The sequence below is a fragment of the Chengkuizengella sp. SCS-71B genome, from assembly GCF_040100845.1.
In the GTDB taxonomy this organism is placed as follows: domain Bacteria; phylum Bacillota; class Bacilli; order Paenibacillales; family KCTC-33759; genus Chengkuizengella.
The window spans coordinates 262,005-274,697 of the sequence record NZ_JAZHSH010000001.1; the positions used below are offsets into that span (position 1 = coordinate 262,005).

Below are 12,693 nucleotides of genomic sequence, written 5' to 3' on the forward strand. Positions count from 1 at the left end.
CTCACTCCTCTTTTTTTAACATCGGTAGGTGAACATCTTTTTCTTTGGCTGTTTTGATCGCTAAGTCATAACCAGCGTCTGCGTGTCTAGCAATCCCCATACCAGGATCTGAGGTAAGAACACGTTCTAATCTCTCTTCTGCTTCTTTGGTTCCGTCTGCTAAGATAACCATTCCTGCATGAATGGAATAACCCATGCCTACCCCACCTCCGTGGTGAACAGATACCCAGCTGGCTCCATTTACACCATTAATCAGTGCATTTAAAATTGGCCAATCTGCAACTGCATCACTTCCATCCTTCATATCTTCAGTTTCACGATTAGGGGAAGCAACAGAACCGCAATCTAAATGATCTCTACCGATTACGATAGGCGCTGATAATTCACCGGATGCAACCATGTCATTAATGATTTTTCCAAACTTAGCTCTTTCTCCATAACCAAACCAGCAAATGCGGGAAGGAAGTCCTTGGAATGCTACTTTTTCACGTGCCATTTTGATCCATTTGCATAAATGTTCGTTTTCTTTAAATTCTTTTAAAATAACTTCGTCTAGTTTATAAATATCCTCTGGATCACCAGATAATGCAGCCCAACGGAAAGGACCTTTTCCTTCACAAAATTGTGGACGAATAAATGCAGGAACAAACCCAGGGAATGCAAAGGCATTTTCGAATCCTTCGTCATATGCAACTTGACGAATGTTATTGCCATAATCAAAAACGATTGCGCCTTTTTCTTGGAGTTGTACCATCGCTTCTACGTGGTTTTTAATACTAGACTTGGCAAGTCTGATGTACTGATCAGGATCTTCTTGACGAAGTTTTTCTCCTTCTTCAAGCGTAATTCCTTCTGGTAAGTACCCGTTTAAAGGATCGTGTGAAGAAGTTTGATCCGTTACTAAATCAGGGATGAAATTGCGTTCTATCATCTCTGGTAAGATTTCAGATGCATTCCCTAATAGACCGATGGATAAAGGTTTTTTATTTTGTTTTGCATCTAATGCAAGCTCAATCGCTTCGTCTAATGACTCTACCATGACATCGCAGTATTTTGTTTCTATACGGCGTTGGATTCTAGTTTTGTCTACTTCAATTGCTATGACAACACCATCATTCATAGTTACTGCTAATGGCTGCGCACCACCCATACCTCCTAAACCAGCTGTTACTGTAATAGTGCCTTTTAATGAATTTTGGAAGTGTTGTTTAGCAGCCTCTGCAAACGTTTCATATGTCCCTTGTAAAATGCCTTGAGTTCCAATATAAATCCAGCTTCCAGCTGTCATTTGTCCGTACATCATTAGCCCTTTTTGATCAAGCTCTCGGAAATGCTCCCAATTTGCCCAGGCGGGTACAAGATTGGAGTTGGCGATTAATACACGAGGTGCATTTTCATGTGATTTGAATACTGCCACTGGTTTACCTGACTGTACTAATAATGTTTCATCGTTTTCGAGCTTTTGTAAAGTTTCTACGATTTTATCATAACTTTCCCAGTTTCTTGCTGCTTTACCTATACCACCATATACAACAAGTTCTTCTGGTTTTTCAGCGACTTCAGGATCTAGATTGTTCATCAACATTCGAAGTGCAGCTTCTTGAATCCAGCCTTTTGTATTTAACTGATTGCCTCTAGGAGCACGTATGGATTGATGTGTTTTTGACATGAATATCATCCTTTCATTTTTTCACCTTTTATCATTTTTATTTATACATTTATCGTATAGAATAACCAAAAAACTGGGAAGGATTAATCTTCAGATTGATGTGGTAAAATTGCGGTTAAATTACAAAAATAGTCCAGAAATATTAATTATTATGGACTATTTTTAGTTATTTGTATTATTTTTATAAAATAAATATTTTAACAGACATATATTTTTCAATTTCTATTTTTAAAACTCTTCACTCTATTAAAATACATATATACTTCATAAAGGTATTTATGGTAAAATTTACATTAACAGAATGTATAATTACAAACTATCGGAAATTTTGTTAGAGATGGGAGGATTGATAAATATATAAATAAATCAGCTGTGATTAGTAGACATAAAATCTAATTTAGAAAGAAGGGAATTTCATATGGCAGGATTCAAAAGTATGATTAGAACGATAGGAATTATCGTAATTGCACTTGTAGTATCTTTATCATCATTTAATACTTCTAGTGAAGCTGCACTTTTAGGGTGGGATTTGGTTGATAATAATAAACACTTGGATTGGAATAGCGATAGTAAGTATATTTCAAGTATAAATAATGCTATGAAGTTATGGGAAAATTATAAATCAGGTATTATTAGACCTGATACAGCTGCTGAAAGAGAAGATGTATTTTTAACAGATTATATGCAAGTAAGTTCTACTATTGCTAGTACTAGCTCTAATGGCATTATTAGATTTAATGATTATCATTACGCTGACATGTCAAATGGTGAGAGACTCAAAACAACTACACATGAGTTTGGTCACGCTTTAGGTTTAGCACATACTTTTGGTCGAAGAGATATTATGAGGCAGGGTAAGGTCTCAATTACAAAATTGTCCTCTACTGATAAGAGATCATATGATGAAGCTTACTTAACATATTAAATGAAAGGAAGTGTAATGATTATGAGAAAGATATTAATTGTTTTAATACTTTTACCCTCGTTGATTTTAAGTGCATGTTCTAGCTTAAATGAAGCTAGTATGAATGATTTACCAGTAACTAAATTAACAGGTTCTTTTAGTATAGACGTTAATGATTTAACTCAAATTGTAGGTGATGCGGATTATGTGTTTGTAGCTGAAGTTATGGAAGAAGTTGAAACTTTATACAAATATCCAGTAACTATTGAGACAGAGAATGGGCTTAAGGAAGTAAGTGACCCATATACTAAATATTCTATTAAAGTCGTTGATAATATAAAAGGTAAGTTAAAGGGAGATAAGCAATTTGATATTTTAAAAGCAGGAGGAATAAGTCAGGATCAAGAATCAATTGTGTTGTATGAGGAGGATGAATTATTACAAGCTGGTAAGTATTATATCATTTCAGCTTATGCTCAACCAGATGGTTCACTTTTAGTATCCGGCCCTAACTCAAGCTCAGTTTTAAATGAAACGAGTAAAAGCAAAATATTTTCCTCAAAAGAATATAAAGAGTATAAAGAAGCTTTTAAAAATGAATTTAAAAGTGATAGAAAGAGATTTAAATCTAAACACGAAATATAATATAATGATTCCTTAATAGTGAGAGCAGCAGAGAATAAATTAAAGAAGCTACAAGCATAAAAACGATTAGGTTAAATGCTTGTAGCTTCCTTTTTATAACTTGGCAGAATCGTTAGTTGGAAGTATTCGGCTACCTCTTCGAGAGACTCCGATAGGAGTTTTTGTTCTGTTTAGATTATAAAAATTTATGAATCAGATTCAAACAATCAGTAACGATATGCTTTGGAGCTTCTTCTTTAATTTTAAATTTTCGAGCCTTCCAATCTAAACTTTTCACCTGATCTGTTAAAATAACTCCTTCAATAGCCAAGCCAGTTGGCAATTCTACTTCGAAGGGATAACCCTTTTTATGACTGGTAATTGGGCAGATAATAGCAAACCCTGTGGCTTGATTAAATATTTTTGGAGAAAGAACAATACCTGGTCGTGTGCCTGCTTGTTCATGTCCTGCTTGTGGATTAAAATTAGCATAAACAAGGTCACCTCGTTCTGGACATGACATTAAATCAGTTCATTCCCTTCCGTTCCAAAGTCTATTTCATCATGACGGTTTTCTGGTGTTATTTTCGCTAAAAGTTCTTCTAATGTAGGTGTTTTCTTTTTCTGCTTTAAAATTATATTTTGATTCTCAGTAACACTCATTTCGATTTCTGTACCTTGTTCTATTGAAATATTTTCAGCGATATTTTTAGGGATACGAACTGCAAGGCTATTACCCCATTTTTGCACAGTCGTTATCACACGAATCACTCCTTCATTCGATTGATATTCTTTATTTTTCATTATAACACCCCCAAATATTTTCGTATACACTTAGTATATACGTTGGCTTTTGAAAGTATTACAATTATTAGGGAATCCGTATTTATAAAATAAAATTCTTGAATATAATCTTGAGTAACCACCTAAAATATTATTTTAACTCTGTATTTGAATTAATAGATTTTCATTTTTTGTCTATTAATTCTAGAAGAAACAAGAGCAGCGAACAAAGTGACTATACAACCAAATAAAAATGGAATGGTACTCCCAAGTATGAACCAAATCAAAGACCCTACAATAGGGATGGTTACAGCAATTATATGTGATAAGGTACTCCCAACTGCCAGTGTAGTACTTAAATCTTCTCTAGGAACCAACTTCCCAACATAAGTAGAAATACCAATATCGTCAAAACCAACAAAAACATCATCTAATACAAACAAAATATATATAAGCCAAATATGTTCAATGTAAGCATAACCAAGAAAGATAAAGGTTACGATGATATAATTGACAGCTAATGCTTTACTAATCCCTAACTTCTTTATCACTTTTCCAATATACGGACGTGTTAATACGGCTATGACACCGTGTAAACTATATAAAAGTACCATTGTTGAAAGTGGGGTTTCAAATTTAACAATTAATAGAAGTGTAGCAAACGTAATAAATATCATCTCACGTGCAGCTGACAAAGTAATTAGAAGATAATAAGGAAAATATGTCTTTCTTAAATATAAATTGTTGTGCTTTTTACTCATACCTTTGTTCATATTTAATTTTTTCACAAAAAATGTTGAGACCAACGCGATAGGTAGTGCAATAAAGAGAATAATATTTGTCTCGAATTTTTGACTTAAAATCCAAATGAAAAACATTCCCAATAAACCTGCACCTGCACTTAAGCTTGCTACATAACCAAAGATTGTGGATCGATTATCTTCCGTCGTTAAATCTGTGATTAAATAATCTCTATAAATAAAAAACAGGTGCGTACCTGTACTAAAAATGAATGTGTATACCATCAATCCCCAGAAACCAGAGGCTAAAGAATACAATAGTAACCCTAATGCGATTAAAAGGATAGAGAAAATGAGCACGTTTCTTTCTTTAAATCTGATTGTAATTAAAATGAAGAATATAGCGAGTAGTCCCGGAATTTCTTTCATCGCATCGATGGTTCCAAATTGAAAGGCTGTAACTAAGAAATCTTCAACAATATAGTTTTTATATGTGACTTGGAAAAAAGAAATTGAAATACTAACTATAAAAATAGAAAGTAGTAAACGAGATATATTTTTATTCTTATGATTGTCCAACGATCTAACACTCCTTTAAATGATAAATACCTAATTTAGATACTCATATTTAAAGGTGGTGCTCTCTGTCTATAAGTTCAAACGATTCAAATTAGTCATATCTCATGCATGTTATAATCCTCCTTAATCATTTTGTATATATTACTTTTCCAACTCTATTTATGTGATCTTTAAGGTCGTTATGGTTAAGATGAGTACCGTCAATTACATCAAAAAAATATGGCATATGACTTTGTTCTTCTAACAATGCATGCAGTTTAGTGATTATATGCATATTAATTTTTTCACCATAAATAGCAATATCAATATCTGAACCTGGTTTATGATTTCCTTTTGCACGAGAACCAAATAGGGTCGCTTTTTCAATTTCATCAAAAGTAGAAATTGTATTTACAATCGCTTCTAAGTCTAGTTCAACAAGTCCATATTTCATAGTTCTTCCTCAAGCTTCTTATGGAGTTCTATTAGAACGTTGTAGTACTGTTCTTTTATTAATCGTTCCGCTTCATCTGCATATTTTTCATTGTATGTGTGAGCCATTAAATTCCTTTTATCCAACATATCGATCCAAGTCAATTTGGATCTTATCTCCTACAAAAGAGATTAGTTAATTATATTTCTATCAATTTAATTACTCAAAAATATAATTTTGTTTGAAGTTTATCTACAGCACGTTCAATCTCTTTTAAATCCTCTGCAGAAGCATCTTCCATTCGATTTTTAAAATTAAACTCTATCTGCTTATAAACTTTTTTCATCATCATTTCCCCTTCTTTAGTAAGGGAAATGAACTGCTTTCTACGGTCCTCAACATCAGATTTTTTTTCAATTAAATAGAGATCCCCTAATTTTCTGATCTCTCTACTTGCATTTGGCATAGAAATACGTATACAATCACTAATTTCGCTAAGCGTAATTGGTTGTTTACTTACGTAAATAAAATCAAGAATATCATATTGAACTTGTGTAACGATGTCAGGCCTCACGTCTCTATTGAGTTCGTTTGTCACCCGTAGAACCGAGCTTGTAAAAGTAATTAGTTTATTAAAAAGGGCTTTGTTTTCCATCGTTTTCACCTCTTAGTTGTACAATAGCAAAATATTTATCAAAATACAATTATCATTTGACAACTAAAAAGAAATGAATTATGATTTAATTATCAAAAGATAACTAAATGAGGTGAGTTAATATGAAATCATTAGTCATTTTTACCCATCCAAATCACAACAGTTTATCCTATGCGTTTTTACAAAAAGTACTTGAGGGAATTGGTGAAAACTCAAATATTATGGAAGTGCAAGTATTAGATCTATACGAAGAAGGATTTAATCCATTGCTAGTATTTAATAGTGAAAAAAGAAGAAGGGATATGCACCGTGATCCAAATATGGAAAAGTATAGAGAACAGATTCTTTGGGCAGATCAAATTGTTTTCATATATCCAATCTGGTGGGGAAGGCCTCCTGCAATGCTATTGGGCTATATAGATCAATTGTTTGCAGCGAACTTTGCCTATAAAGATGATGGTCTTTTTCCGAAAGGGCTTTTAAAAGGAAAGTCGGTTATATGCGTATCAACGATGAAAGGACCTGCTAATTATCCGTTGATTTTTTTAAATAATGCTCATAAAGTTTTAATGAAAAAAGCTCTTTTGAATTTTGTAGGAATAAAAAAAGTGAAGTTTTTTGAGTTTGGTAATATGGAAAGTCCAAAAGGGAAACAAACTGAAAAGTTAAATAAAGTGTATCGGTATTTTCAGCAAGTGTAAGTAAAAAGAAAAATTATAATGGTGCAAAACTAGAACTTGGATTATAATTAGCATAGGTTGTTTAACAAGTGAATATTGTAAAAAAGGGTGAAACGTTCAAACGTTTCTTAAAAGGGAAGACGGTGTGAATCCGTCACGGTCCCGCCACTGTAAATGGAGAGTAAAGTGTAAACCACTGTGTAAAACGGGAAGGTTTATACAAATTGAATGATTTTCAGTTGAATTGCGTTTGATCCATGAGTCAGGAGACCTGCCTTTTTTTGTATCACAAGTGTACCTACGAGGATAGGGAAAGTGAATAAATTTTTAGACATTTATTTGCACTTTTCGGCACTTCTGTAGGAAGTGTTTTTTTATTTTTAATATTAAGTGGAGGAAGAGCAAGATGCAAAAAAAGTTATTTCTTGGCGTAGGATTTTTACTAACGTTTCTACTACTTATGCCAGCATCTCTAATCATGGGTGAGGAAAGTATAAAGGTAGAAGTGAACAATGAGAACGGTGGAGAAACAAGACCTGATTTAGACACAGCAAAGGTTGAGCTTACATTTACAGAGATTGAGAACGGATCTGCTAACATTTTATTGAGTAGTCCTGAACGGAATTTTTTCTCTCCAACCGATTTTCCAATTGTAGAGGGTACTAAGTTAATTGATTCTACAATTCTAGTTGAAAATGGCAAGGCTGAATTTGATTATATGTTCCCTATTCGTGGTGATTATCAAATGAAGGTAGAGGTTTTAGATGAAAACGGGACCTTGGCAGGCACTCATTTATTGAACATTCATATTCCAGAAAATCCAGATGAGGTACAAAATGCAATTGTTTTTGTAGGTATCCTTGTTTTATTTGGTTTTTTTGTTGGTCTTATTTTAACAGCTAGAAGGGGGAGAGGTCATGCGATATCGTAGTCTGTTACTGACGTTGGGATTTGTTCTTCTATTCACACTATCTGCAACTGTTATGGCTCATGATGATAATGATCATGGTCGTTCGATAGATCATCATGCAGAAGTAGGGAAACTTTATACATTTGAAGGGAACTTGGAAACATTAGAGAGTGGACCCTATGAAATTAGGTTTCAAGCTATTCGCTTAGAGGATAATGCACACATTCTTTCTATGAAAAATACATCTGAAGATGGAACCTATCAATTTACGGCTCAGTTTTTTGATGGAGCCGAGCATGATGTCACATTTTCACTCCTAAATCCGGTTACGGACGAAGTCATTATGGAAAGAACGGAATTAGTTGAAGTGCAAGGTTTTGATCCACCGATATTTATTAAATTAAAAACGATATTCTTTTTAGTGATGATGATTGGGATAGGTATGTTATTAGGTGTAGGTGTCATAAAATTAAAAAGGTCGAGACATGCGACAAAAGGAGGAGCTTACCATGGAATATAAATATGAATATCAGAACAAAAATAGCTTTAAAAATAAATTTAAAGCAGTGTTTCTTTCACTTCCGATTCAACTAACTGTTGTTGCACTTTTGGCGGGGATCGTTATTTATACTGCTTTATTTTCCAGTTATGCACCCGTACATGATGCGCTACATGATTTAAGGCATGGTTTAATGTTTATTCCATGTCACTAAGGTGGTCTTTTAATTGAAAAATGTTTTAGTAAATCTATTTTCCGTTGTGATGCATCGATTAGCTAAGAAACATCAAGTTGTAGCATTGGAACAGACGATTTCTTTATTTTTAAAATTTTATAGCAATCATCCTGATAAGCTATTTGCGATATTACTTAGGTTTAGTGAGGATTCTCGATGGGTTCTACGTTATTTGTCAGGTAGAGAGTTAGGGAGGTTTTTTACAGAAAAGCCTGAGCAAGTGATGGAGATTTGGTTTAGGCTAGCGAAAGATGATAACCTCTATGTAAGAGAAGGGACAGCGAAGGGGATTACATACGCAAGTGAAACGAATATAAAAGAAGTTTGGAAAAAGTGGGAGGCAGCTTTCTCCCACACCTCTGAACATGTTCGTCAAACGGCAGCTATGACATTGATTCACTTTTTAAAAAAATATAATAAAGAGATCAACCTGATTCCCGTCCTAGAACTTGTAAAAAATGATACCTCATCTAAAGTGAAGGTGATCGTTGAAAAGTATATCGTCCCTCTTGAAGAAGTGGGGGATAATTCACATAAGCCTATACTTGACTATCAAACGACAGAAGAGCTCCCTATATCTTCACGGCTGATAGATCAAGTAGTAGGACAGGATCATGCTGTAGAAGCGATTAAAATTGCAGCTCGTCAGAAGCGTTCGGTGTTATTAATTGGAGAACCTGGAACAGGAAAAAGTATGTTAGGGCAAGCGATTACTGAACTATTACCAGTCTCAAGCTTAGAAGACGTTATAGTGGAAAGTGACAATTCTGAAAAAAACGTCCCTAAGATTAAAGCTCAACCTGCTGGAATGGCAGAAACGTATATTCAACAGTTTGAAAATGAAGCTCGAGCGAGTCTTACTACTTTTCGTTGGATGATGGGTTTTGTTTATGTGGCTGTTTTATTTGTTGCGTTCTTCTACTATTTTACAAAGAATGAACCGATTTTTCTTTTGATTGGGATTGTTGTAGTAGGGTTGTTATATTGGGTTTCTAAAAAAATGAAAACAAATCCTACAGTGCAAATTCCTAAAATTTTGGTTAACCATACAAATACAAAACGGCCTCCTTTCATAGATGCCACTGGACTTCATGCAGGAGCGCTTTTAGGTGATATTCGCCATGATCCTTATCAATCTGGGGGATTGGAAGCCAGTTCACATCAGTTAGTTGAACCAGGTGCCATTCATCAAGCACATCAAGGGGTATTATATATTGATGAAGTATCCACACTGTCCACAGAATCACAGCAGTTTTTACTCACTGCTTTTCAAGAGAAAAAACTACCCATTACAGGACGTTCGCCTGGTTCCAGTGGGAGTATGATACGAACAGAACCGGTACCAACAGATTTTATTATGGTGTTGGCTGGCAATGTTCCCGATGTGGATAAAATTCATCCCGCTTTAAGATCAAGAATTCACGGTTATGGTTATGAGATTTATACTAAGACAACCATGGAAGATACGGAATATAATCGTTATAAACTAGCACAATTCATAGCACAGGAAGTACAAAAAGATGGGAAAATACCTCACTTTACTAAAGAGGCAGTTCATGTGATCATTGGACGAGCCAAAGAGATGTCACCACGTTCGAATCAGTTAACAACAAGGTTTAGAGATTTAGGTGGATTGATTCGTGCAGCTGGGGATATTGCTGTGCAGTCTGAAGCTAAACTAGTAAGTATGGAGCACGTTGAGCAAGCACTATTGAAAGTAAAGACATTGGAAGAGCAAATGTTTTTGGAAGCGGATAAAGGTAGTTTATCAACCCCTTATTCACAAGTGGGGATGGTTCAAACTTTAGTTAATTACAAAGGGATCATGGAACAGGTTGTAAAGATTTCGATAAGTGTCCAACCTTGCGATGTGGTGGAACTTAAAGCTTCTAGGCTGATGGAAATTAAGGATCGAATGAGTTTAGAGGCTTTATTAAATAAGTTGGGTTTGCATGGAAGGTATTATATTCAGTTCGATAGTGCAAACCAGATTGATGGGTCAAGTCGGACGAATGGAACTGACCACTCAAGTTCAATAGAAGGAATAGTTTTGGCTATTCTTGTAAATGCGTTGTCGATTAAACATAATATATCAATGCCTGTGGATTTTGTTGTTTGTGGAGATGTGGATATGATGGGGGCAATTACGGAGAGCTCCTATTTTGAGCGTAAGATAAAAGCGGCGGAGCGTTTAGGCATCACAAAGATCATGGCTCCATTTTCCAATTATTCAGATGATGTTCCAGATAGCATAGAAATGATTTGGATAAATACGGTGAAAGATGTTGAAGAGATGATGGTCAATCATTTCTTTTAGCCATCCAGCTGCGAGGAGAATCCCCAGTTATTTTTTTAAAAACTCGGCTAAAATAGTTGGCATCTGAAAATCCAACTTTTACTGAAATATCACTTAAATTTAGATTAGACGCTTCAAGTAGTTTTTTAGCTTCCTCGATACGTTTTTTTTGTAAATACTCTATGAAAGACATACCGGTTTCTTGTTTAAACAAATGACTGATATAATAACTGTTACGATTCACATGTTTTGCTGCATCAGACAATGTAAGTGATTTTGCATAATTCTTTTTAATAAACACTTGAAGTTGATTCACAATAAGTGAATGAACGGGAGGTTGTTTAAGATGAATGAGGTCAAACAGCTCATAACAAAAAGTTAACATTTTTTGTGTGATATCAAATAAAACCTCTCCAAATAAAATGATCTGAAATAAATCTTGATATTTATGTTCTAATGTATTTTCAATATTTTGTTTACTCATGAATCGATGAATGTGGGCTAACACACTTGTTAAACGTATTCGCATAGTTTCAGGGTTTGGATATAAACCACTCTCATCAGGAAAACCAGTAAATTGCTTATATAACCATTTCTTAATTTCTTCATGATTATAGCTTTCTAATACTTCTACTAATTTTTTGCTTTCTTTAGGAGATAAAAAGGAGTCAATTTGTTTATGAGCATAAGGTTGCATGGGACTAAAAACTTGATTTCCCCCAAAATAGAATCTTCTAGTTAGGCTACTCTTAGCTTCGTGATATGCTTGTTTTATACTCTTCATATTTTTCTTAGGTTGTCCAATTCCTCCAGAGATGGAGAAACCTTGTTCTTTACCTTGATAACAAAGTCGGATGAGAATTTGCTCTAATGTAATGATCGGGTTTGATGCTCCTGTTAGCATCGTTTCATCAAAAAAAAGAACCAGGTGATTTTCAACTGGAATGATCAATACTTGATATTCGCTTAATTCTTGTTTAACAAATGATAGTAAATGGGTAAAGCTCATTTTTATTTCATTATTTTGATCCAATTCAATGACAGCAAGCAGTCTTGGGATCTCCTCTTCGTGTTCAATTTCTAGATTTTCTAAAAATAATAAATCGTAAGCCAAATAATGTTGAGGAATTATGTTTTTATTTATAGCACTAGGTGCTTTAAAGTTTTTGATCATTTGACGTATAGTTTTGATCCATGTTTGTGTATCATATGGTTTAACAAATAAGGCCTCTGCTTTACATAGAAGTGATGCATATGCTGCATCAAATGTTTTGTGAATTGTATGAACGACCGTTTGCGTATGATTTTGTTTTAATAAGGGTCTTAAATTAGCTAATTCTTCAGATGAAAAGAGATCTAGTTCAAATATAAGTAAATCCACTTTATGCTGGGACAATAATGTTAAACATGGTTGGCTATCTGTTGCTTCAATGAGATGTTTATAAGGAATGTGGTTGGAAGAAAGAAGCCACTTCATTCCATTTCGTTCAAGCTCGTCCCTTATACATAGACATATTTTCACTATCTTCCCCTCCCCATAAAAACTTTCATATTAAGTATTATAATCTTATCATTCAATGTGTTTTTCCTCCACTAATATGCAAAATAAATAAAGAAAAACTCTTGAATTTTATATATTATATAAATTAGTATACTTATATTAGATATCTATACATCTAAGAGTAATTTCTAAGCAAGTCACTTAGG

15 protein-coding genes and 1 riboswitch are annotated in these 12,693 nt (G+C 34.1%); of the genes, 7 read left to right on the top strand and 8 right to left on the bottom strand.

What is annotated here, in order from left to right; translation table 11 throughout:
• Nucleotide 1 precedes the first annotated feature (1 nt).
• Complete coding sequence (gene hutU, locus VQL36_RS01255) at nucleotides 2-1,669, bottom strand: urocanate hydratase (protein ID WP_349247568.1); 1,668 nt, start codon at nucleotides 1,667-1,669, stop codon at nucleotides 2-4.
• Between the two features lie 418 nt (nucleotides 1,670-2,087).
• Here hutU and VQL36_RS01260 point away from each other — a divergent pair, with 418 nt between their 5' ends.
• Together VQL36_RS01260 and VQL36_RS01265 are read left to right on the top strand one after the other, a co-directional pair.
• Nucleotides 2,088-2,594, top strand: coding sequence for a matrixin family metalloprotease (locus VQL36_RS01260; protein ID WP_349247569.1), 507 nt, complete (start codon nucleotides 2,088-2,090; stop codon nucleotides 2,592-2,594).
• Between the two features lie 21 nt (nucleotides 2,595-2,615).
• Entirely contained in the window at nucleotides 2,616-3,218 is a 603-nt protein-coding gene (locus VQL36_RS01265) for a hypothetical protein (RefSeq protein WP_349247570.1), read from the top strand.
• Nucleotides 3,219-3,393: 175 nt separating this feature from the next.
• Here the strand turns inward: VQL36_RS01265 and VQL36_RS01270 are convergent, their stop codons facing one another.
• The 6 genes from VQL36_RS01270 to VQL36_RS01295 form a co-directional block, all read right to left on the bottom strand.
• On the bottom strand, nucleotides 3,394-3,720 hold the full coding sequence (locus VQL36_RS01270) for a type II toxin-antitoxin system PemK/MazF family toxin (protein WP_349247571.1): 327 nt from the start codon (nucleotides 3,718-3,720) through the stop codon (nucleotides 3,394-3,396).
• Complete coding sequence (locus VQL36_RS01275; protein WP_349247572.1) at nucleotides 3,720-4,001, bottom strand: AbrB/MazE/SpoVT family DNA-binding domain-containing protein; 282 nt, start codon at nucleotides 3,999-4,001, stop codon at nucleotides 3,720-3,722. The genes VQL36_RS01270 and VQL36_RS01275 overlap by 1 nt, the downstream gene beginning before the upstream one ends.
• Nucleotides 4,002-4,153: 152 nt before the next feature.
• Nucleotides 4,154-5,299, bottom strand: a complete 1,146-nt coding sequence (locus tag VQL36_RS01280) for an MFS transporter (protein WP_349247573.1) — start codon at nucleotides 5,297-5,299, stop codon at nucleotides 4,154-4,156.
• Between the two features lie 127 nt (nucleotides 5,300-5,426).
• On the bottom strand, nucleotides 5,427-5,732 hold the full coding sequence (locus VQL36_RS01285; RefSeq protein WP_349247574.1) for a nucleotidyltransferase domain-containing protein: 306 nt from the start codon (nucleotides 5,730-5,732) through the stop codon (nucleotides 5,427-5,429).
• On the bottom strand, nucleotides 5,729-5,875 hold the full coding sequence (locus tag VQL36_RS01290) for a nucleotidyltransferase substrate binding protein (protein ID WP_349247575.1): 147 nt from the start codon (nucleotides 5,873-5,875) through the stop codon (nucleotides 5,729-5,731). The genes VQL36_RS01285 and VQL36_RS01290 overlap by 4 nt, the downstream gene beginning before the upstream one ends.
• 59 nt (nucleotides 5,876-5,934) lie before the next feature.
• Nucleotides 5,935-6,366 (bottom strand): MarR family winged helix-turn-helix transcriptional regulator, encoded by a 432-nt coding sequence (locus VQL36_RS01295; RefSeq protein WP_349247576.1) that lies wholly within the window; start codon nucleotides 6,364-6,366, stop codon nucleotides 5,935-5,937.
• A gap of 122 nt (nucleotides 6,367-6,488) precedes the next feature.
• On the opposite strand from VQL36_RS01295, the gene VQL36_RS01300 reads away from it, so the two are divergent.
• From VQL36_RS01300 to lonB, 5 genes are all read left to right on the top strand, one after another.
• A complete protein-coding gene (locus VQL36_RS01300) occupies nucleotides 6,489-7,067 on the top strand; it encodes an NAD(P)H-dependent oxidoreductase (RefSeq protein WP_349247577.1) in 579 nt (192 codons plus the stop codon).
• 68 nt (nucleotides 7,068-7,135) lie between these two features.
• Nucleotides 7,136-7,340, top strand: a riboswitch (cobalamin riboswitch).
• A gap of 112 nt (nucleotides 7,341-7,452) precedes the next feature.
• Nucleotides 7,453-7,977 carry a hypothetical protein gene (locus tag VQL36_RS01305; RefSeq protein ID WP_349247578.1) on the top strand — a complete coding sequence of 175 codons (525 nt, stop codon included), beginning with the start codon at nucleotides 7,453-7,455 and terminating at the stop codon, nucleotides 7,975-7,977.
• Complete coding sequence (locus VQL36_RS01310; RefSeq protein ID WP_349247579.1) at nucleotides 7,964-8,476, top strand: hypothetical protein; 513 nt, start codon at nucleotides 7,964-7,966, stop codon at nucleotides 8,474-8,476. Before VQL36_RS01305 ends, VQL36_RS01310 begins: the two co-directional genes overlap by 14 nt.
• The gene (locus tag VQL36_RS01315; protein ID WP_349247580.1) at nucleotides 8,466-8,669 is read left to right on the top strand and encodes a CbtB domain-containing protein; all 204 of its coding nucleotides are present in this window, start codon (nucleotides 8,466-8,468) and stop codon (nucleotides 8,667-8,669) included. Before VQL36_RS01310 ends, VQL36_RS01315 begins: the two co-directional genes overlap by 11 nt.
• A gap of 13 nt (nucleotides 8,670-8,682) precedes the next feature.
• The gene (lonB, locus tag VQL36_RS01320) at nucleotides 8,683-11,007 is read left to right on the top strand and encodes an ATP-dependent protease LonB (RefSeq protein ID WP_349247581.1); all 2,325 of its coding nucleotides are present in this window, start codon (nucleotides 8,683-8,685) and stop codon (nucleotides 11,005-11,007) included.
• Here the strand turns inward: lonB and VQL36_RS01325 are convergent.
• Nucleotides 10,991-12,508: a helix-turn-helix domain-containing protein gene (locus tag VQL36_RS01325; protein ID WP_349247582.1), complete on the bottom strand. Its 1,518-nt coding sequence runs from the start codon at nucleotides 12,506-12,508 to the stop codon at nucleotides 10,991-10,993. The two genes, lonB and VQL36_RS01325, sit on opposite strands and share 17 nt — an antisense overlap.
• Nucleotides 12,509-12,693 lie beyond the last annotated feature (185 nt).

Coding starts and splice junctions, on each gene's coding strand:
- VQL36_RS01265 (WP_349247570.1), top strand. CDS start 2,616: ATGAGAAAGATATTAATTGTTTTAATACTTTTACCCTCGTTGATTTTA.
- VQL36_RS01275 (WP_349247572.1), bottom strand. CDS start 4,001: ATGAAAAATAAAGAATATCAATCGAATGAAGGAGTGATTCGTGTGATA.
- VQL36_RS01305 (WP_349247578.1), top strand. CDS start 7,453: ATGCAAAAAAAGTTATTTCTTGGCGTAGGATTTTTACTAACGTTTCTA.
- VQL36_RS01295 (WP_349247576.1), bottom strand. CDS start 6,366: ATGGAAAACAAAGCCCTTTTTAATAAACTAATTACTTTTACAAGCTCG.
- VQL36_RS01285 (WP_349247574.1), bottom strand. CDS start 5,732: ATGAAATATGGACTTGTTGAACTAGACTTAGAAGCGATTGTAAATACA.
- VQL36_RS01260 (WP_349247569.1), top strand. CDS start 2,088: ATGGCAGGATTCAAAAGTATGATTAGAACGATAGGAATTATCGTAATT.
- VQL36_RS01300 (WP_349247577.1), top strand. CDS start 6,489: ATGAAATCATTAGTCATTTTTACCCATCCAAATCACAACAGTTTATCC.
- VQL36_RS01310 (WP_349247579.1), top strand. CDS start 7,964: ATGCGATATCGTAGTCTGTTACTGACGTTGGGATTTGTTCTTCTATTC.
- VQL36_RS01315 (WP_349247580.1), top strand. CDS start 8,466: ATGGAATATAAATATGAATATCAGAACAAAAATAGCTTTAAAAATAAA.
- VQL36_RS01270 (WP_349247571.1), bottom strand. CDS start 3,720: ATGTCATGTCCAGAACGAGGTGACCTTGTTTATGCTAATTTTAATCCA.
- hutU (WP_349247568.1), bottom strand. CDS start 1,669: ATGTCAAAAACACATCAATCCATACGTGCTCCTAGAGGCAATCAGTTA.